General features: G+C 64.2%; 22 protein-coding genes and 1 riboswitch. Of the genes, 13 read left to right on the top strand and 9 right to left on the bottom strand.

Annotated features, from left to right (window positions below; translation table 11 throughout):
* The first annotated feature begins 46 nt into the window (after positions 1-46).
* On the top strand, positions 47-592 hold the full coding sequence (locus VA602_RS05630) for a cupin domain-containing protein (protein ID WP_054890862.1): 546 nt from the start codon (positions 47-49) through the stop codon (positions 590-592).
* A 6-nt stretch (positions 593-598) separates the two neighbouring features.
* Complete coding sequence (locus VA602_RS05625) at positions 599-886, top strand: DUF7693 family protein (protein ID WP_063545120.1); 288 nt, start codon at positions 599-601, stop codon at positions 884-886.
* Here VA602_RS05625 and VA602_RS05620 read toward each other — a convergent pair.
* Both VA602_RS05620 and VA602_RS05615 read right to left on the bottom strand, forming a co-directional pair.
* Positions 878-1,468, bottom strand: a complete 591-nt coding sequence (locus VA602_RS05620) for a 2-hydroxychromene-2-carboxylate isomerase (RefSeq protein WP_323452721.1) — start codon at positions 1,466-1,468, stop codon at positions 878-880. The genes VA602_RS05625 and VA602_RS05620 overlap by 9 nt on opposite strands.
* A gap of 40 nt (positions 1,469-1,508) precedes the next feature.
* Entirely contained in the window at positions 1,509-2,240 is a 732-nt protein-coding gene (locus VA602_RS05615) for an SDR family oxidoreductase (RefSeq protein ID WP_054890893.1), read from the bottom strand.
* Between the two features lie 88 nt (positions 2,241-2,328).
* Between VA602_RS05615 and VA602_RS05610 the strand changes: the two genes are divergently transcribed.
* Positions 2,329-2,889 (top strand): TetR/AcrR family transcriptional regulator, encoded by a 561-nt coding sequence (locus tag VA602_RS05610; RefSeq protein ID WP_054890865.1) that lies wholly within the window; start codon positions 2,329-2,331, stop codon positions 2,887-2,889.
* 39 nt (positions 2,890-2,928) lie between these two features.
* On the opposite strand, the gene nfsB is transcribed toward VA602_RS05610, so the two are convergent.
* Entirely contained in the window at positions 2,929-3,579 is a 651-nt protein-coding gene (nfsB, locus tag VA602_RS05605) for an oxygen-insensitive NAD(P)H nitroreductase (RefSeq protein WP_323452720.1), read from the bottom strand.
* Between the two features lie 102 nt (positions 3,580-3,681).
* Here nfsB and VA602_RS05600 point away from each other — a divergent pair, with 102 nt between their 5' ends.
* Entirely contained in the window at positions 3,682-4,578 is an 897-nt protein-coding gene (locus VA602_RS05600; protein ID WP_151924836.1) for a LysR family transcriptional regulator, read from the top strand.
* On the opposite strand, the gene VA602_RS05595 is transcribed toward VA602_RS05600, so the two are convergent.
* Positions 4,575-5,444, bottom strand: coding sequence for a hypothetical protein (locus VA602_RS05595; protein ID WP_323452719.1), 870 nt, complete (start codon positions 5,442-5,444; stop codon positions 4,575-4,577). The genes VA602_RS05600 and VA602_RS05595 overlap by 4 nt on opposite strands.
* A 134-nt stretch (positions 5,445-5,578) precedes the next feature.
* On the opposite strand from VA602_RS05595, the gene VA602_RS05590 reads away from it, so the two are divergent.
* A complete protein-coding gene (locus VA602_RS05590; RefSeq protein ID WP_323452718.1) occupies positions 5,579-6,409 on the top strand; it encodes an AraC family transcriptional regulator in 831 nt (276 codons plus the stop codon).
* A gap of 48 nt (positions 6,410-6,457) precedes the next feature.
* Positions 6,458-7,042 carry a LysE family translocator gene (locus tag VA602_RS05585; RefSeq protein ID WP_323452717.1) on the top strand — a complete coding sequence of 195 codons (585 nt, stop codon included), beginning with the start codon at positions 6,458-6,460 and terminating at the stop codon, positions 7,040-7,042.
* Positions 7,043-7,045: 3 nt separating this feature from the next.
* Here VA602_RS05585 and VA602_RS05580 read toward each other — a convergent pair whose 3' ends face one another.
* A complete protein-coding gene (locus VA602_RS05580) occupies positions 7,046-8,257 on the bottom strand; it encodes a sugar transporter (protein WP_323452716.1) in 1,212 nt (403 codons plus the stop codon).
* A 194-nt stretch (positions 8,258-8,451) separates the two neighbouring features.
* On the opposite strand from VA602_RS05580, the gene VA602_RS05575 reads away from it, so the two are divergent.
* A complete protein-coding gene (locus tag VA602_RS05575; RefSeq protein ID WP_323452715.1) occupies positions 8,452-9,744 on the top strand; it encodes a hypothetical protein in 1,293 nt (430 codons plus the stop codon).
* A 56-nt stretch (positions 9,745-9,800) separates the two neighbouring features.
* Here VA602_RS05575 and VA602_RS05570 read toward each other — a convergent pair whose 3' ends face one another.
* A complete protein-coding gene (locus tag VA602_RS05570; RefSeq protein WP_323452714.1) occupies positions 9,801-10,853 on the bottom strand; it encodes an NAD(P)-dependent alcohol dehydrogenase in 1,053 nt (350 codons plus the stop codon).
* A gap of 181 nt (positions 10,854-11,034) precedes the next feature.
* Here VA602_RS05570 and VA602_RS05565 point away from each other — a divergent pair, with 181 nt between their 5' ends.
* Positions 11,035-11,940: an AraC family transcriptional regulator gene (locus VA602_RS05565; protein WP_054890873.1), complete on the top strand. Its 906-nt coding sequence runs from the start codon at positions 11,035-11,037 to the stop codon at positions 11,938-11,940.
* Positions 11,941-11,948: 8 nt separating this feature from the next.
* Here VA602_RS05565 and VA602_RS05560 read toward each other — a convergent pair whose 3' ends face one another.
* Entirely contained in the window at positions 11,949-12,548 is a 600-nt protein-coding gene (locus VA602_RS05560) for a TetR/AcrR family transcriptional regulator (protein ID WP_112898447.1), read from the bottom strand.
* Between the two features lie 91 nt (positions 12,549-12,639).
* Between VA602_RS05560 and VA602_RS05555 the strand changes: the two genes are divergently transcribed.
* Positions 12,640-13,257: an NAD(P)H-dependent oxidoreductase gene (locus VA602_RS05555; RefSeq protein WP_323452713.1), complete on the top strand. Its 618-nt coding sequence runs from the start codon at positions 12,640-12,642 to the stop codon at positions 13,255-13,257.
* On the opposite strand, the gene thpR is transcribed toward VA602_RS05555, so the two are convergent.
* A complete protein-coding gene (gene thpR / locus VA602_RS05550; protein WP_323452712.1) occupies positions 13,218-13,766 on the bottom strand; it encodes an RNA 2',3'-cyclic phosphodiesterase in 549 nt (182 codons plus the stop codon). The genes VA602_RS05555 and thpR overlap by 40 nt on opposite strands.
* Before the next feature lie 196 nt (positions 13,767-13,962).
* Here thpR and lpxO point away from each other — a divergent pair, with 196 nt between their 5' ends.
* From lpxO to VA602_RS05535, 3 genes are all read left to right on the top strand, one after another.
* Entirely contained in the window at positions 13,963-14,862 is a 900-nt protein-coding gene (gene lpxO, locus VA602_RS05545) for a lipid A hydroxylase LpxO (protein WP_054890877.1), read from the top strand.
* 102 nt (positions 14,863-14,964) lie between these two features.
* On the top strand, positions 14,965-15,309 hold the full coding sequence (locus tag VA602_RS05540; RefSeq protein WP_054890878.1) for a carboxymuconolactone decarboxylase family protein: 345 nt from the start codon (positions 14,965-14,967) through the stop codon (positions 15,307-15,309).
* A gap of 78 nt (positions 15,310-15,387) precedes the next feature.
* On the top strand, positions 15,388-15,957 hold the full coding sequence (locus tag VA602_RS05535) for a GNAT family N-acetyltransferase (RefSeq protein WP_323452711.1): 570 nt from the start codon (positions 15,388-15,390) through the stop codon (positions 15,955-15,957).
* An 85-nt stretch (positions 15,958-16,042) separates the two neighbouring features.
* On the opposite strand, the gene VA602_RS05530 is transcribed toward VA602_RS05535, so the two are convergent.
* Positions 16,043-16,789, bottom strand: a complete 747-nt coding sequence (locus VA602_RS05530) for an outer membrane beta-barrel protein (protein WP_323452710.1) — start codon at positions 16,787-16,789, stop codon at positions 16,043-16,045.
* A gap of 161 nt (positions 16,790-16,950) precedes the next feature.
* A riboswitch (cobalamin riboswitch) is annotated at positions 16,951-17,153 on the top strand.
* A gap of 113 nt (positions 17,154-17,266) precedes the next feature.
* On the opposite strand from VA602_RS05530, the gene VA602_RS05525 reads away from it, so the two are divergent.
* Complete coding sequence (locus VA602_RS05525; protein WP_323452709.1) at positions 17,267-19,393, top strand: TonB-dependent receptor; 2,127 nt, start codon at positions 17,267-17,269, stop codon at positions 19,391-19,393.
* The last annotated feature ends 122 nt before the right edge of the window (positions 19,394-19,515 follow it).

Here is a 19,515-nt window from a genome sequence, read left to right as displayed (position 1 = left end):
GCCCATTATTTTTGACACCTCTGATCACTCACTACTCAAGGCGGCTATGGACACGGGGACACGACTCAAACTGGTGCGTGAACGCAACAACCTCTCCCAGCGGGAGCTGGCCCGCCGCAGCGGCCTGACCAACTCGACGATTTCGCAGATCGAGCAGAACCGCGTCAGCCCCTCGGTCAGTTCCCTGAAAAAACTCCTCGAAGGCATCCCCATGAGCCTCGCCGAGTTCTTCAGCTTCGATGAACCTGCACGCGAAGAGCGCTACGTGTTCCGCGGCGGCGAGCAACCCGACCTGGGTCGCAACGGCCTGCGCATGCTGCTGGTCGGCGCCAGTGTCGAAGGCCGACAGATGCGCATGCTGCGCGAGCTCTACGCACCGGGTGCCGACTCGGGCGAGCCGATCGTGCATGCCGAAGGCGAGGAATGCGGGCTGGTCACCCGGGGGACGGTCGAGTTGTGGGTCGATGGCCAGGTCAGCGTGCTCAACTCGGGCGACGGCTACTACATCCCCACCACGCTGCCGCACAGCTTCAAGAACATCGGCCCGGACGAAGCAGAAATCATCAGCGCCAACACCCCGGCGAACTTCTGATCGTTCATGTCCGCCCCCAACAGCCGTGAGATCTACCAGTGCCTGCGTGACGCCGCCCTCGGCGTCCAGGCGCTGGACGTGCACGAGCACCTGAGCGACGGGCGGGTCAGGGTACAGATCGGCCATTGGCAACTGATCCTGACCCTCGACGACGAAGGCCTCGCCCATTGCAGCGAATGCCGCGCCCCCGATGGCCGCGAGGCCGAGCGCGGCCACTGGCAGCGCTATGGCACCGACCCGGTCGAGCTGCTCAGCGTCTGGGAGCGCACGCAACTGGAGCGGCTGTTAGGTTAATGCTTCTTCGATGAAGTCCAAGCGGTCCTGACCGAAGAACATCTGCCCGCCGACAAAACAGATCGGCGCGCCGAACACGCCCCGCTCGACCGCCTCCTGGGTCGCCTGCTTGAGCCGCTCCTTGACCTCGACGTCGGCCGCCAGGGCACGAAACGCCTCGGGGTCCATGCCTGCTTCGCGCAGCGTCGCATCGAGCACCTCAGGGTCCGACAGATTGCGCTGTTGCACCCACAGCCCGTCGAACAACGCCTTGAGCAAGGGTTCGAGGCGCTCGGGCGAACGCATCTGCGTGCCGAGCACGCCACGCATCAGGTTCAGGGTATTGACCGGAAACCCGGGCGGGAGGCTGAACGGCACGCCATAACGGGCAGCGAAGCGTTTCAGGTCACCGATCATGTAGCGCCCCTTGGCCGGTATCGTCGCCGGCGAGGCATTGCCGGTGGCCTGGAACACGCCGCCCAGCAGCATTGGCCGCAGCGCCAGGGTGGCGCCTCGGCGGGCACACAGGGCGGGCAACTGGGTCCAAGCCAGGTAGCTGGCCGGACTGCCCAGATCAAAGTAGAACTCGACGCACTTGCTCATGCAGCACTCCTTGTGGCGGAAGGTGGTTGGGCACAGCGGATCACCAGCGTTCGATCCAGGGGCGCAAGTCAAGTTCGAAGGTCCAGGCGTCCCGGGGCTGGGTGTGCAGGTACCAGTAGCTGTCGGCGATATGCGCCGGGTCAAGGATGCCATCCTGGTCCTTCAGGGCGTAGCGCTCAGGGAAGGTATCGCGAATGAACGCCGTGTCGATGGCGCCGTCGACCACCACGTGCGCCACGTGGATGTTTCGCGGCCCCAGCTCGCGCGCCATGCTCTGGGCCAGGGCGCGCAAGGCGTGCTTGGCACCGGCGAAGGCAGCAAAACCGGCGGCGCCGCGGGTGCCGGCCGTGGCGCCGGTGAAGATCAGGGTGCCGCGTTCGCGGGTGACCATGCGCCGCGCCACTGCCTGGGCGGTGAGAAAACCGGCGAAGCAGGCCATTTCCCAGATCTTGAAGTATTTACGCGGCGTTTCGTCGAGGATGCTGCAGGGCACGTTGGCGCCGATGTTGAACACGAAGGCCTCGATCGGGGCGATATCACGCTCGATGGTTTCGATCAGCTCGGCCACCGCCTCTTCCTTGCGTGCATCGGAGCCGAAACCGTAGGCCTGACCGCCAGCCGCACGGATCTCGTCCACCAGTGGTTGCAGCTTGTCAGCGTCGCGGCGGGTCACACAGGCGATATAACCTTCGCGGGCAAAACGCTTGGCGATCTCGCCGCCGGTGGCATCACCCGCCCCTATCACCAGGACCGCTTTTCGTTGTTCTGTCACCGGCACCTCCATTGATGAACGATCATTTAGTAAATGAACGCTATGCTATGATCGCTGCACCGTCAAGCCAGCACACCGAGGGTCACGGATGCGCTACTCCACCGATCACAAGCAACAGACTCGCGAGAAATTGCTGGCCAGCAGCGGCGTCCTGGCCAAGCGTGGTGGTTTCGCCAGTACCGGCGTCGCCGAGTTGATGAAGGCCATCGGCCTTACCGGTGGCGCCTTCTACAATCACTTCCCGTCCAAGGATGACCTGTTCAGCGAGGTGGTGCGACGCGAGCTGTGCAATAGCCCGTTCGCTCGCCTGGCCAGCCAGGGCGCCGACCGCGAACGTCTGCGCCGCTGCCTGAAGCAGTACTTGAGCCTGGCCCACTTGCACAATCCCGAAGGTGGCTGCCCGCTGCCGCCGCTGGGGGTCGAGATCGCTCGCGCCGAGCGACCGGTGCGTGAACAGGCCGAACACTGGCTGCTCGAACTGCAGGCCGCGTGGAGTGAAACGCTTGGGGATGAGCGCAGGGCCTGGGCGCTGATCAGCCAGTGCGTCGGTGCTCTGGTGGTCGGGCGTATGCTGGCCAGCGAAGAAGTACAGCAGCAAGTGCTGGACGCCAGCCGCGACGTGGTCGAGCAGGCGCTGGAGGAAGATTGAAAGCCGGGGCAGACCGTAGCGGCCTGCCCCGGTTTTTCTTCAGAGGAAGGTGAACACCGTCTCGGCCGGCAGCCGCGACTTGCTCAGGCCGGCATTGAAGTCGTCTTCGCTGCGGTACCCCAGGCTCAGCAGCACGACGCTGGTGAAGCCACGCTCGCGCAGGCCCAGCTCGGCGTCCAGCGCCTTGCTGTCGAAGCCCTCGATCGGGGTCGCATCGAGCCCGTGGGCGGCAGCGCCCAGCAAAGCGGTGCCCAGGGCCAGGTAGGTCTGCTTTTCCATCCAGTGCTGCGCATCCTTGAGGTCGTAGCGGTGCAGGTTCACATAGCCACGGCGCGTCGTGTCCTGGCCGGCACGGGCCTGATCATCGCGAAAACGGCCGTCGGCCGCTTCCTGGTCAAGCACGGCGTGCAGGTGCGCCTCGGTCATTTCGGTGCGTGTGGCGAACACGATTACGTGCGAGGCGTTGAGAATCTTGGGTGTGTTGTAGGCGAAGGCTTCGGTGGCCTTGGCCAGGCGTGCCTTGCCTTCGGCGCTGTCGGCGACAATGAAGTGCCAAGGCTGCGAGTTGACCGAGGACGGGCTATGTCGCAATTGCTCGAGCAGTGCATCGACGGTGGCCTGCGGGATCCTGCGGCTGGCGTCGTAGGCCTTGGTGGTGTAGCGGCGCTTGGCCAGGGTGACGGTATCCATCGGAACTGCTCCTGTCAGGGAAGGTGATGGCGCGTATCTTATCTTTCCCACAGGAAAGAAAAACCAGCACAATGCAGCAACACTTTCATTCCAGGAGTGAAAATGCTGCGCCTTGACGATCTACAACTGTTCATTCGCTCCAGCGCCTTGGGCAGCTTCACCGCTGCCGCCCTGGAAGCCGACCTGCTACCGGGCCAGGTCGCAGCAGCGATCAAGCGCCTGGAGCGAGAGCTGGACGTGCGTCTGTTTGCCCGCACCACCCGTAGCCTGCGCCTGACCGCCGAGGGTGAACTGTACCTGCCCACCGCCCACAGCGTGCTGGAGACCCTGCGTCACGGGCGCGAGAGCCTGCATGGCGACCACAGTGAACTGCGCGGTGTACTGCAGGTGTCGGCGCCTTCGGATGTCGGACGCAACCTGGTGCTGCCCTGGCTCACCGAGTTTCGCCGCGAACACTCGGGCTTGAGCCTGCGCTTCTTTCTCTCCGACGAACTCGCCGACCTGTACCGCGACCCGGTGGATGTCGGCATCCGCTATGGCATCGACGACGCTGCCAACTACATCTCGCTGCCACTGGCGCCGTGGAACCGCAGGGTACTGGTCGCCGCCCCCGCCTACCTCGCCCGCCGCGGCCGCCCGCACACCCCGCAAGACCTGCAACAGCACGATTGCCTGCTGTACCTGCAGCAGTCGCGGGTGTTCGACCGCTGGCAGTTGGGTGAGCAGACGGTGCAGGTCAGCGGGCCGCTGTTTTGCGATGACGCCGATGTGGTACGGCGCTGGGCGCTGGCTGGCGAAGGCATAGCCTTCAAGTCATGGCTGGACGTGCGCGCCAATGTTGCCGCCGGCGAGCTCGAGGTGCTGATGCCGGACTTCCCCGGCGACCTGCGGCCCCTGACCCTGGTGTGCCCACACCGCAAGCAGCTGTCGCCGGCGGTGGCGCGCTTGCATCAGTGGTTGCAGGGCAAGTTTGCGCAGTTGCAGCCCGACCCTGGCTAGTGCGCCTTGCAGGAAGACTCGGCCCTCTCGTTGGCATCCTTGCCAAGCATCAGCACGTTGCCATAGATGGCGCACAACCAGCCACCCCGGTCATGTACCTGCTGTCGAGCGGTGTCCACGACCGCGAACATCTTGCCCACTGTCACGGTTGGAATGACGTAGGCGGGAATCAGCAGCGCCAGCGTCAGCACCAAACGCACCGCCCAATTGTCGTTGGCGCCATGCTCGCGCATGACGAAATAACACTGGGCATCGTCAATGACGCGGCCCTGGGCAAGCCCCTCCAGGACATGCTCGTCCTGGCTCGTGAAGGGCGTTGCACCAACAGCCCCGCTCTTCGATTGCCTCGCGCGCAAGCCCTCCAACATCTTGCCGGCCTCGCTACGTAGTACCCTGGCGCTGCCTTCACGCCTGATCAGGTCCGCAAAGGTCGGATACCGATACGCGCCGGGCGCGCACAGGTGATAAAGAACGGAAAACACCAGTAGGCTCAAACCGCTCAGCCAGTACATGAACAAGCTGAAAGGCAATTGCTCGACATGTCCCGCCAGCTTGAACCCTTCGACCGCCAGAGGTACGACGCTCAGGGCCACAGTCACCAGAAGCATGAGTTTGCTGGAGGCGATCAGCGACAAGAATTTCCAGTCATGGGCAAACCCCACCGTCGGCGCTCGCAAGGATATGCCAGCGCACACCAGGGTGCATAAGCCGACGAACGCCAGGTAGGCGCCCAACAGCCAGGCGCCCGTGGCGCCCATGTTCTGGACCAAGGGAACCAGTATCAAGATTGCTGCCACTTGGGCAATCATCGCAGTGACGACCACGACCAGTAGCACCCGCAACCATTTTTTAGATATGTCTTTCATCAGAGCAACAGCTTCCTGCAAAAGCACCCAGTATACCGGCTCAGTGCCACTATTCAGCCATCCCGTGCACATCCGTTCTAAAATCCGCAGCGCTTTTAAGCTAAGGTGAAGACTCCCTTTCGCAGGCCCCGCCCATGTCCAACTGGATCGACCTCAAGCAGGACGCCGACACCGGCATCGAGTCGGTCCGCGCGCATTTCGTCGGCCATGCCTACGACCCACACTGGCACGACAGCTTCCTGGTCGGGGTCACCGAACAGGGTGTGCAGCAGTTCAATTGCCGCCGGGTTCGGCACCAGAGCACGCCAGGCCAAGTGTTCCTGCTGGAGCCGGGCGACCTTCACGATGGCGACGCCCCCACCCACGAAGGTTTCACCTATTCCACGCTGTACCTGGACTCGAAGTGGCTGGAAAACGAACTGCATGCGCTGTTCGAACAGGCTCCGACAGGCTGCCTGCCGGCCTTCGCCGACACCCTGTGCGCCGACCCGCGACTGGCGGGCGCCACCTTGCGCGCCTTCCAGGCCATGCACGGCGGCGAACTGCGCATCGTGCGCCAGACCGCCATGGACGACCTGCTCGCCTGCCTGACCCGGCACCTGCACTGGCGCAAGCGTCTCGACCCCGATCCACGCCTGCCGCTGTGCGCCCAGCGAGCGCGCGACTACCTGCACGCCCATATCGACCAGGACATTGGCCTGGACGAAGTGGCACAGGCCTGCGGCGTCGATCGCTTTCGCCTCACCCGCGCTTTCAAGGCTGCCTTCGGCCTGGCGCCGCACGCCTACCTGATTCAGTTGCGCCTGGCCCGCGCCCGGCGCCTGCTGGCTCGCGGCGACACCCCCAGCGAAGTGGCCATGGCCTTGGGCTTTGCCGACCAGAGCCACCTGGGCCGCTGGTTCCGCCGCGCCTACCGGCTGACACCGGCGGACTACCGCCGACGCTGCTCAAAGCTTCCAGACTGAATCGCGCCCAAGCCTGACCATGGAGCTTCGAACCACAGGAGCCTCACCATGTCGTCATCGCTGTTGCCCTTCATCCTTTTTGCCCTGGTCGCCAGCATCAGCCCCGGGCCGACCAACCTGCTGATTCTCGCCCATGGCGCGCACAACGGCCTGCGTGCCAGCCTGGCGCCGATCTTCGCGGCCTGTGCGGCGGCTGCGGCGATCGTCTGGGTGGTGGGCCTGGGGCTGGGAGAGGTGCTGCTGCGCCACCCGCTGGCGCAGCAGGTGATGAGCTGGGTGGGCGTGCTGTGGTTGAGTCGCCTGGCCTGGCAGTTGTTCCGCGCCGCTGGCGAGCCCTTGCATGCCACGGCGCGGCAGCGCTTCGGGGTCGGCAGCGCGGCATCGCTGCAACTGGTCAATCCCAAGGTCTGGCTGATGGCGGTGGCGGTGATCGGGGTGTTTGCCACGCCAGGATTGCCGGTGTGGCACCTGGCGCTGGTATTTCTGATCATCGCCCTGCCCTGCATGGGCGCCTGGGCCCTGCTCGGGATCGGCAGTGCCCGCTGGTTGCGTTCGCCCCGGCACCTGCAGCGCTTCAATCAGTTGCTGGCACTGTTGCTGCTGGTGTCGGCGTGGTCGGCTTTACTGGCGTGAAGCTCAAGGCGCGGGGGGCGCGGCCAGGGCATCGCGAAAGCGCTGGCTGCTGGCCAAGGCCAGGCCCAACCCCACCACCGCCACCACACCACCGACCAGGCCGATATTGGCCACACCGATCTGGCTGCTGACGATACTGCCCAGCAATGCCCCGCCACCGATACCGATGTTGTAGATCCCCGAGAACAGTGCCATGGCCACATCGGTAGCGTCGGACGCCAACTTGAGCGTCTTCGACTGCAACGACAGGCTGAAGCTCAGGATCGCCACGCCCCAGAACATGCTCAGCACGGCGAACGCGGCGAAGTTCCCCGACAGCGGCAACAGCAGCAACAGGCACGCGGCCAGACAACCGATCGAGCCGACCAGGAAACCGTGCGGGAAGCGGTCGCTGTAACGGCTGAACAGCACCGAGCCGAGCACACCCGCCCCACCGAACAGCAACAGGATCAGGGTCGTGTGCTCACCGCTGATCTGCGCCACATGCAGGGCGAACGGTTCGATGTAGCTGTAGGCGGTGAACTGTGCGGTGATCACCAGCGTGACCAGAAGATAGGTGATGACCAGGGCAGGCCTGCGGAAGAGGATCGGCAGGCTGCGCAGCGAACCGGAGTTCTGGCTCGGCAGCAAGGGCAGCGACTTCATCAGGCACAACATGGTCGCCAGCGCCACGCCCGCAATGCTGAGGAAGGTGATGCGCCAACCCAGCGCCTCGCCCACCACACGCCCGAGCGGGATGCCCAGGACCATCGCCAGGGTAGTGCCGGTGGCCAGCAACCCGAGCGCCTTGGCCTGCTTGCCAGCCGGCGCCACGCGCACCGCCAGCGACGCGGTGATCGCCCAGAACACCGCGTGCGACAAGGCGATGCCGATGCGGCTGACCAGCAGCATGGCGAAACTCTGCGCCATCCACGACAGCAAATGGCTGACGATGAATACCAGGAACACGAACAGCAACAGGCGCCGCCGCTCGATGTTACGGGTCATCAGCATCATCGGCAGCGAAGCCAGTGCCACCACCCAGGCGTAGATGGTCAACATCAGGCCCACCTGCGCGGGGGTCATGTCGAAGCTGCGACCGATGTCGCTGAGCAGTGCCACCGGCACGAACTCGGTGGTGTTGAAGATGAACGCCGCCAGCGCCAGCGCGATCACGCTCAGCCAACTGCCGCCGCCTGCCGGTGCAGGTAGGGAATCAGGTAGGGGTCCATTCATCGAGGCCAATGCAATCTCCGCAGGCAAAGCGATAGGACGCGCCCCACGTGCCCAGGTTCGGGTCGCGGATGCACGTTTGTTATTGGTAGGAATACTCGGCATGGTACGCGTCAAGGCCAGGCCTCACAACCGCGCGCGCACGGAGTACCATGACGCACTGTAGCAACATGCGGAACAAGGAGTCCGATCCGCTCATGGACAAGCAACACCCTCAGCAGCAGTGGCAACAGGCGGTCACCGCCTACGCCGAGGCCGTCAACCGTCATGTTGCGCAAGGTTGCGCACAAGGACACGACACAGCACAAGCGCCCTGCCCACCGGCCATCGATCACCTGCTCGAAGCCTGGCAGCTCGCCCTGCACGCCATCAACCGGCCTGGCATCGACGAGCACCAGCGTCAGTTGTTTCGCGAAGCCTGGCCGCCCACCCATGATCCCTTGCTGCCACTGCTCCCGAGCCATGGCCAGGGTATCGCCCAGGTGCTGCTGCTCGATGACGGCCGCTTGCTGGCACGCATCGGCATGCCCCATGACAACGGCCAGGTGGTGCAGATCGACCGCAACGGGGTGACCCCGATGATCGGTGTCGAGCACTTCGGCCGCTGCCCGCGACGACGCTACTTCGCCCTGGCCAATGCGGAGGGCGTAAGGGTCACCGACGGCTGGGGCGGCCCTCAGGTCGCTCGGCTGTCCTGGCCCCATGGCCTGGAAGGCCTGCCGCCTGGCTACCCGTTCGATCCCTTCGACCTGCCACCCACCCCAACCCGCCTGCTCCCCCTGCCGGATGGCCGACGGGTACTGCTGGTCAGCCGCGAGGGCATCTTCCTGCTCACACCTCAAGGTGCCACCCGCCTGCTGCGCCGCGAAGCAGACATCCTCGCGCAACTGGCCGACGGCACCGACCCTGACGACATCGCGCTGACCCTGACCCAAGCCCATGCTGCACTGTCGCCGGACGGCAGACGGATCGTGCTGGGCGAGCAGCGCGGCAACCACCAGGTACTCGACGAGCACCTGGAGCCGCTGGCCGAGATCGTCCCGGCGGGGGAACATCCGCACTTCGCCCTGTTCAACCACCGCGGCGACCAGTTGCTGCTCAATGCCTGCCAGGGCGACGGCGGCGCCAGCCTTGGCGTAACGCTCGCCAATCTGGCAACCGATCCGCAGGTCTCGATGCTGCAGGACGGCGTGCAGATCCATGCCGGCGTCGCACGTCAAGGCGAGTACATCGTCGGCGATGCCCAAGGTTACCTGCGTGGCTTCGGCGAAGACGGTCGCGCGCACTGGCAGCATTATCTGGGGTCGGCCATCAGCGCCATGGACATCAGCGCCGACGGCCGCACCCTGGTCGCAGCCAGCCATGCCGGATTCATCTCGCTGATCGCCTTGGACAGCAAGCGGCCTGCGTGGCAGATCGGCACCGGCGAGCATGCCGAGGTGCGGCGCTGGTTGTTCTGGAAAGGGTGGAAGAAAGCAATGGTCTGGTAGCGCCTGTACTGGCCGCAATCGCGGGACTCGCCCCGCGATTGCGTTCAACGCCCGGATCAGGCCTTCAAGGTCGCCATGTCGATCACGAAGCGGTACTTCACATCACCCTTGATCATCCGCTCGAACGCCTCGTTGATGTGGCGGATATCCAGCATCTCGATATCGCAGCTGATGCCGTGCTCGGCGCAGAAGTCCAGCACTTCCTGGGTTTCGGCGATGCCGCCGATCAAGGAGCCGGCCAGCACCCGCCGCTTGAGCACCAGGTTGGCCGCATGCACGGGCGGATCGACCGGCTCGATCAGGCCGACCAGGATGTGCACGCCGTCGAACTTCAGGGTTTCGAGGTAGGGATTCAGGTCGTGTTGCACCGGGATGGTGTCGAGCAGGAAGTCGAAACGACCCGCCGCCTCGCGCATCTGCGCCTCGTCGGTGGAGACGATGACATGATCGGCGCCCTGGCGACGGGCTTCCTCGGCCTTGGCCGGGGAGCGGGTGAACAGCGTCACCTCCGCGCCCAGGGCCTTGGCGAACTTGATGCCCATGTGGCCCAGGCCGCCCATGCCCAGCACGCCGACCTTGTGCCCGGGCCCCACGCCGTGGTGCTTGAGCGGTGAGTAAGTGGTGATGCCCGCGCAGAGGATCGGCGCTGCACTGGGCAGGTCCATCCCTTGGGGAATACGCAGGACGAAATGCTCGCTGACCACGATGCTGCTGGAATAGCCACCCAGGGTATTGCTGCCGTCGATACGGTCGGGACTGGCGTAGGTCTGGGTCGGCCCTTCCAGGCAATACTGCTCCAGGTCCTGCCGGCAAGCCTCGCAATGGCGGCAGGAATCGACCATGCAGCCGACGCCGACCAGGTCACCGACCTGGTACTTGCCAGCCTTGTCACCTACAGCGGTGACACGACCGACGATCTCGTGGCCGGGCATCAGTGGGTAGACGGCAATGCCCCACTCATTGCGGGCCTGGTGAATATCGGAGTGGCACACGCCGCAGTAGAGGATGTCGATGGCGACATCATCCGGGCGCAGGCCACGGCGCTGGAAGGTCATGGGCGCCAGGGGCGCGGTGGAAGACTGGGCGGCATAACCGATGGCGGTGTACATGCTCTGGACCTCGCAATATTGAAACGATTCAGGCCACGCATTCTGCGCATCGAAACGGGCCCGGCCCACAGCCGATCCTCCGGCATTCGTGCCTGATTCTCCGGAATTGGCCGCAGCGATCTGGCGCTGGACTGTCAATCTGCGAAGATGCCAGTGTCTGATTCTCTGTCCCTGGTTTGCCATGCACCTGACCCAACACGTCGACGCCAATGCCCCTCTCTGCTCGCTGATCCGCGCCCTCGCCTCGCGCCCCGGATTCGTCGACACCTACCTGCCCCAGGTCCAGGTGTTGTCGTGGGACCACTATGTGGCGAGCAGCCCACAGATCTACGAACCGAGCCTGATCATCATCGCCCAGGGCAGCAAGCTCGCGCGCCTGGGGCCGCGCACGCTGGAATACGGTGCCGGGCACTACCTGATCCAGGCGCTTTCAGTGCCCTTCATGTGCGAAACCTTCGCCACGCCCCAGGCGCCCATGCTCGGCGTGGCCGTGAGCATCGACCGTACCGTGCTGAGCGAACTGGTGCAGAACATGGCCCTACCGCCGGACCCGGCGGTACAGGCGCAGACGCCGCAGTCGATGAGCTCGGCGGCGCTGGGGGCACCAATGCGCGCCAGCGTCGAGCGTCTGCTCGAATGCCTGCAGGACCCGCTGGATGCGAAAATGCTGGGGGCCGCACGGGTGCGGGAGGTGCTGTATACGGCCCTGCGCGGCCCTCAAGCCGGTGTGTTGCGGGCGCTGGTCGAACAGCAGGGGCACTTTGCCCGGATCGGCGTCGCGCTCGCCTACCTGCGCGATCATTTCGCCGAGCCGTTGAGTGTCGAAGCGCTGGCCAGCCGTGCCAACATGAGCGTTTCGACCTTCCACGAACACTTCAAGCGCTGCACCGAACTCGCACCGATGCAATACCTCAAACGCCTGCGCCTGCTCAAGGCGCAGCAGATGCTGATCGGCGAGAGCCTGGGCGTGGCCCAGGTGGCGCACCGGGTAGGCTACCAGAGCACCTCGCAGTTCAGCCGCGAATACAAGCGCGAATTCGCCCGCAGCCCGGGAGACGAACTGCCCTACCGCAGCCTACCGGTATGACCCGGCCCTCAGCCCTGGCGCCGGACCATCGCCACGATGCCGGCGCTCAGTTCCGCCTTGGCCTGCCCTGGTTCGACTTCCCCCGACGCCGCCGCCTGTGACAATGCCTCGGCGGCGCCGACCAGCAGACGCAAGCCGGCCAATCCGATATCCCCGCCCGGCGCAAACGGCGCCAGCGCCTGGCGGCACCTGTCCAGGAACGGATCCTCGTACCCACGCTTGAGCGCCTCGAGCTCTGGCGAACCGGCCAACGCCGCACTGACGCCCGGTATCTCACGCCCCTGGGTCATCACACAATCGACATAGGCTGCGGCGATTACCGCCGCACGCGCCTCAAGGTCCACAGGACAGTCCGCCAGCACGACCTCGAGCATGGCGGTCTGGCGTGCGTCGTATTCCTCGTAAAGCGCCACCAGCAAGCCGTTGCGGGTTTCGAAGTGGTCGTACACCACCGGCTTAGTCACCCCTGCCAGCTCGCTCAGGCGCCCGAGGCTCAGCGCATCGGTGCCCTCCTCACGAACCATCTGCCAGGCCACCGCTATCAATTGCCGCCGACGATCCTCACGGGACAGGCGTTTGCGTACAGGACGCGTCTCACCGCTTGACATAGCTTACCTACCAAAAGTAACTTACTAATCGTAACTTACGCCGAGTATATAGCGCCCGGCCTCTTCCCGCATCCCATAAAGGAACGCATTCATGCACGCCCTGATCGTACTCGCCCACCCCGACGCCCAATCACTCACCCACGCATTGTCCAGGCAGATCGCCGACGGCCTGGCCCAAGCAGGCCATACCAGCGAAATCGCCGACCTGGCCGCAGAGGGCTTCGATCCGCGCTTCGAGTTGCCCGACCTCAATGTCCATCGTCACCTGGCCAAGCCGCCGGCGGACGTACTTGCCGAGCAGGCACGCATCGAAAGGGCTGATACCCTGGTGCTGGTCTACCCGGTGTACTGGTGGTCGTTCCCCGCACTGCTCAAGGGCTGGATCGACCGTGTGTTCAGCAATGGCTGGGCCTTCAGCTACGAAGACGGCAAGACCACCAAGCTGCTCAACCACCTGAAGGTCCACCTGGTGGCGGTCGGCGGCGCCGACGCTGCCCTGTTCGACCGCCATGGCTACGGCGCTGCAATGCGCGTACAGATCGAGCATGGCATTTTCGACTGGTGCGGCGCCCAGGTCTCGAGCGCGATCCTTCTGGACGAGAGCGAAGGCCCGGATACCGCCAGGCACTTACCCACCGCCTACACCCTCGGACAACGTCTGTTCGCCCCTCAGGCTTCGTCCAGCGGCCACTCGGCCAGCGGACAGTAACGGCCCTTGCGCGATTCATAGAGACCGAACCGGCGGGCATTGAGGAAGAACTCCGGAGCCTGCGCCGCCTCTGGTGGCTGCCCCTGGAAATCCCGTGACAGCGTCAGGTGCGGACGGTATTCACGGGCCTGCTCGGCGATGCCCAGTGGCAGTACCCGCTGCTCCAGGCCGTAGACCAGTTGGCGCAGGCTGGCAGGGGTGTCGCCAGGTTCGAGCACCAGCGCGCCGGCACGTCGCCACACCTGCAGACGGTCGAGCAACAGGCGTATCGGCGCCCCTGGGCGCGTCATGCCGTCTACCGCCGCGCACAGTGCCGGTACCTGGGCGGCATCCACATCGCCCAGAAACAGCAACGTCACATGAAAATTCTCGGCCGGTACCGGCTTGCCGGCCCGCAACCCCAATTCACGACGCCACTGGGCAACGGCCCGGCGCTGGGTTTCGGGCAAAGCCAGGGCGAAAAACAGGCGCTTGAAGGGCGCGCCGCTTGGGCGTACATCCTGAACCATCGGAAACTCCTCGAGGGCTGAAGGGCATGCAGGTTCAAACGCTGCCAGGGTTGAATCGTTTGCGCAGCTTGCAGGGTATTCCACCTTCGTCCATCAGCGATGACTTAACAATAAGTACAAACTGGCGACACGATTGTTTATGCTGGCGGGCTACAGCCATGGCGCATGGCCATTTTTATTCGACAAGTAACCGTCCATGAAAATTGCACTCGTACTGATCTTCGTCCTCTCGATCGCCTATGTTCACCTGCGCGGTCGCGTTCGCCACAAGCTGACTCGCCAGCTGGGCGACCACTCGAGCTTCCTCGCCCCGGTCAACAGTTTCCTGTACCTGTTCTCCAAGCACCCGGCCAAGCCCTATTTGCCCGTCGAGTCGTTCCCTGAGCTGCAGCCGCTCAAGGACCACTGGCAGGAAATCCGCGAAGAAGCCCAGCAATTGCTGCACGCCGGCGAGATCAAGAAATCCGACAACTACGATGACGTTGGCTTCAACTCGTTCTTCAAGACCGGCTGGAAGCGCTTCTATCTGAAGTGGTACGGCGAGAGCCACCCTTCGGCGATGACCCTGTGCCCACGCACGACCGAACTGCTGCAAGGTATCGGCACGGTCAAGGCGGCGATGTTCGCCACCCTGCCGCCGGGAGCCAAGCTGGTTCGTCACCGTGACCCCTATGCCGGCTCCTACCGTTACCACCTGGGCCTGGACACACCGAACGACGATGGTTGCTACATCGATGTGGACGGCGAGAAGTATTCCTGGCGCGACGGCGAGGCGGTGATCTTCGACGAGACGTACATCCACTACGCGGCCAATACCACCGAGCACAACCGTATCATCCTGTTCTGCGACGTCGAGCGCCCGTTGAAGTACCGCTGGGCAAGCGCCTTCAACCGTTGGTTCAGCCGCAACGTCATGGCCGCGGCAGCCGCGCCCAACGATGCCAACGACAAGACTGGCGGCATCAATCGACTGTTCACGCGCATCTACAAGATCCGTGAACGTGGCAAGGCCATGAAGAAGCGCAACCGCACCCGCTACTACCTCGAGAAATGGGCCGTGGTGGCGGCACTGGTGCTGCTGTTCATCTACATCTGACACGTCTTGCGGCCTCCTTGCCCCTCGGTGACGAGGCCTGCCCTTCCCCCCATCTTCGACTAGCCTGAAAGCTCCTGTTGCCAACCTGACAAGGTGAAGACGATGAGCATGATGGACTGGGACGCCTACCGTAAGCAGTTGATGGCCGGCATCGGCGATCTCAAGCAGCTTTCCCCCGACACCGTGGCCGGCTACGCCACCGCCAGTGCTGCCGGCGCCAAGACCAACCACCTCGACGCCAAGACCCGCGAGCTGATTTCCCTGGCCGTGGCGGTGACCACTCGCTGCGACGGCTGCATCGCCGTGCATTCGCAGCAGGCGGTCAAGCACGGTGCCACCCGCGAGGAAATCGCCGAAGCCCTCGGCGTGGCCGTGGCCATGAACGCGGGCGCTGCCCTGGTGTATTCGGCACGGGCGCTGGATGCGGTCGGCAAGGCCGGCAGTTGACGCTTTTGGGCGCCACAGCCCTTGCATGATGGCGCCCATCAACCCAGACTTGCCGGCCCAGCCCGAGCAGGAACCGACATGATCCACATTCGCCCAATGACCGCGGAAGACTTCGAGCGTTTCTGGCCGACCTTCCAGGCCATCGTCCAGGCGCGCGAAACCTACGCATACGACCCGCAGATGTCGCACGAGCAGGCGCGCACGCTGTGGCTGGAGTTTCCGTTGCACACCCTGGTGGCCGAAGAGGATGGCGAGCTGCTCGGTTCCTACTACCTCAAGGCCAATGCCGCAGGCCCGGGCGCGCACGTGGGCAATTGCGGATACATGGTCACCCCCCGTTCACGCGGACGTGGCGTGGCACGGCTGATGTGCGAGCACTCGCAGAAGCTGGCGCGCCAGGAGGGTTTTCTGGCCTTGCAGTTCAATTCGGTCGTGGCGAGCAACGAGGTGGCCGTGGGGCTGTGGCACAAGCTCGGTTTCGAGACCGTCGGGCGCCTGCCCAAGGCATTTCGTCATGCAGCACTGGGGCTGGTGGATTGCCTGGTGATGTACAAGTGGCTGGCCGATGAGCCGGTGACCGAGAAACCGGCACTGCTGATCGGACGCAAGAACATCGAGGCGCGGGTGTCGCGGCGCCGGGGCCGCTAGGCGCCCTTGAGCCTACAGGGGAATCCTCGTGCCGCGATTGCGGCACGAGGCTGCCCTTACAAACGGCGTACAACCACCGAAGGCATCAGAACGCCAGGCCGACCTTCACGCCAAACTCGTCACGCTTGAGCTTGTTGTTGTCGGCAACCGGCGAGTCCTCGTCGATCTTGTACTCGGTACGGGTGTAGTACACGCCCGCCTGGATCGGCATGCTGCCTTGCTGGTTCATCAGCAGGGTGACTTCGGCATACGGGTTGGTGCGGTCCTTCATGTCGACACTGTCGCTGCCGAAGTCGTCGACCTTCAAGCGCGCACGGCCATCGATGGTGTGACGAGCACCGACTTCGACACGCAGGGTCGAGGCATCGAACTGGTGGTTGTAACCCAGCGCGGCCTTGGCGAACGGCGACTTGTAGGTCAACTTGGTGTCCAGGTCGTTGATCTCGGGCTCGAAACGGGTCCAGCTGTAACCGCCACCGACGATCACGTCGACGAAGTTGCGCGCATCCAGCGCGGCACGCCAGCCAAGGTCGAGGTCGGCCTGCGCCTCCTTGAGCTTGTTGTCGTTCTTCTTGCCATACTTGGCTTCGGCACCGATCTGGTAGATGAAGCCGGACTCGGCCGTCATCTTGTTGCCGAAGTTGGCGAACACACCGCCTTGGCCCAGGTGCTCCTTGTCGGAGTCGCTGCCGCCTTCGAACTTGAACTTGTCGTAGGAACCGAGCAGGCCGAAGGTGAACAAGGGCTCGGTGCTGGGGGCTGCCATCGCTGCCAGCGGCGCGCCGAGCAGGACCAGGGCGCAAGTGTGACGCAGCAGTTTTCCAGTAAACATTCGCAAAAGTCTCCATGACGTTGAATAAGAAGGGCGAACGAGCGATTCGAGACAACGTCAGTCGGAAAAGTTCGAAAAAAATCTAATAAAAACGCGCAACCCTGTAGCCCATCACGTTTTTTCGCCTATCCAAACGATTGACTCCCCCTGCGTTCGATGGTCAGATGCCGCCAGTTTCAGGTGTCCTGCGCCGCCGTGCGCAGGGTGAAACGGGAAGCCGGTGCGTCTTTGCAGACAAGTCCGGCGCTGCCCCCGCAACGGTAAGCGAGCGAATCCTTCGACACACCACTGTGCTCATGCATGGGAAGGTGAAGGCTTCACGACCCTCGCAAGCCCGGAGACCGGCCTGACGCTTCTGTTGGCAAACCCGCGGTGGGCGGGCGCAGGCCGGTGTTCGCGTGCGCGCCTGCGTGCGTGTCTGCTCGTCTTTGCGTTGTTTCCACCGGGATCCATTCATTCCTGAACCCGTGGAACGACATGTCCCGACACTTCAAGCTTCACACTCTGGCCGCCTGCATGGCCGTGTCCCTGCCGGCCCTGGCCGAGCAGCCGCAAGGCAAGGTCCTCGACCTGCCCTCGACGGCGATCACCGAGACCCGCGACGAACAGATCGTCGACCTGGCAACCCCTACCCAAGCCGGTTCACGCCTGAATCTCAGCGCCCTGGAAACCCCGGCCAGCACCACCAGCATCACCGCCGAGCAGATCCAGCAGCGCGCCAACCTCACTATCCAGGACGCAGTGACCCGATCGCCCGGCATCACCTCCGTCGGCACCCCGGGCAACGGCAACACCGCCCTCTCCGCCCGTGGTTTCACCGGACACGCCTCGGTGATGACCCTGTTCGACGGCTCGCGCCTGTACACCGGCGCCGGCACCCAGACCTTCCCGGTCGACCCGTGGATGGTCGAGCGCATCGATGTGATCCGCGGCCCCGCCTCGGTGCTTTATGGCGAAGGCGCCACGGGCGCTGTGATCAACGTGATCCCGAAAAAACCCTTCGCCGGCGAGATCCGCAACCACCTGCGCCTGGGCTATGGCTCATGGGATCGCCAGCAACTGGGGCTGGACAGCGGCGGCAGCCTGAGCGAGCGCCTCAGCTACCGCGTGACCGTGAACAAGCAGGAAGGCAATGGCTGGGTCGACCGCACCGATTCGCGCAGCCTGGCCTTGAGTGCAGCCTTGCGCTTCGATGCCACCGACGACCTGAGCTTCACCCTCGCCCATGAGCGTGGCGACGCACAGCCCTCGAACTACTTTGGCACGCCGCTGATCGACGGCCACCTGCGCGACAGTCTGCGCAAGAAGAACTACAACATCCAGAACGACGTGCAGCGCTACCACGACGAATGGACCCGCTTCAACACCGACTGGACCCTCAGCGACAGCGTCACGGCCAGCAACCAGCTGTACTACATCAAGAGCCGTCGGCACTGGCGCAATGCCGAGGACTACACCTGGGATCCGACCCGCGAGCAGCTGGAGCGGGCAAGCTACCTGGAGATCAAGCACAACCAGGAGCAGATCGGCGACCGCCAGAGTTTCACCTTCGATCATTCGCTGTTCGGGCTGAACAGCAAGACCGTGGTCGGTGCCGAGTACAACAAGATCCGTTTCAATGTCGACAGCAACTCGCCGTACAACGATGTCGGCGGCGACTATGTCGATCCTTGGAACCCTGCACCGGGCGGGTTCCAGAGCCGGAACGTCACACGTCCGCAAACCCTCTCGACCACCCACACCTTCGCCCTGTTCGCCGAGAACCGTACCCAACTGACCGATCGCCTGTCGCTGGTGACCGGTATCCGCCGCGACCAGAACCACATAGACCGTAACAACCTGACCAACGACACGCGAGTCGACCGCAGCCTGCAAGGCGGCAACTGGCGCGCCGGCCTGGTCTTCGCGGTAACCGACAACCTGTCGCTGTACGGCCAGTACTCCACCAGCGAAGACGGGGTGAGCAACCTGATCAGCCTCAGCCCGAGCCAGATCAACTACGACCTGACCGAATCGAAGCAGACCGAGCTGGGGCTCAAGCAGCGCTTCTGGGATGGGCGTGGTGAATGGACCCTGGCGGCGTATCACATCGTCAAGAAGAAGCTGTTGGTCGACGACCCGATCAGCCATGAGAAACAGCAGGCCGGCCAGCAGACCTCCGACGGCCTGGAAGCCGCGCTTGAGCTGGATCTGGGCCATCAATGGCAGGTATCGGCCAACGCCTCGGTGGTCCGCGCCAAGTACGATGACTTCGACGAGACCGTCGGCGGCGCCCCCCAGGACCGCGCCGGTAACCGCCCCGCCAACGTCCCGCGCCGCACCGCCAACCTCTGGCTCAACAAAGGCTTCGGCCAGACCGTCGACGCCGGCATCGGTCTGCGCTACGTCGACCAGCGCTATGCCGACACCGCCAACGCCTACAGCGTCCCCGGCTACACCGTGGTCGATGCCAATCTCGGCTGGCAGGTACTGCCCGACGTACGCCTGGGCCTGCAGTTGAACAACCTGTTCAACCGCGACTACGTGGTTGCCGCGCACAGTGGCGAGCAATGGCTGCTAGGCGCGCCACGCTCGTACTTCGCAACGGTGGACTACAGCTTCTGATGCCGTAGGCCTCGCCGGCCCTATCGCGGGACGAGCCCGCTCCCACAGGTTCTTCACTGATCCTGTGGGAGCGGGCTCGTCCCGCGATAGGGCCGGCACATTCAGCAAAAAATCTTCCGGGC

The sequence above is a fragment of the Pseudomonas machongensis genome, assembly GCF_034961125.1.
Taxonomy (GTDB): Bacteria; Pseudomonadota; Gammaproteobacteria; order Pseudomonadales; family Pseudomonadaceae; genus Aquipseudomonas; species Aquipseudomonas machongensis.
Note: the sequence above shows the minus strand (reverse complement) of the source record. Positions and strands in the feature narration are given on the sequence as shown.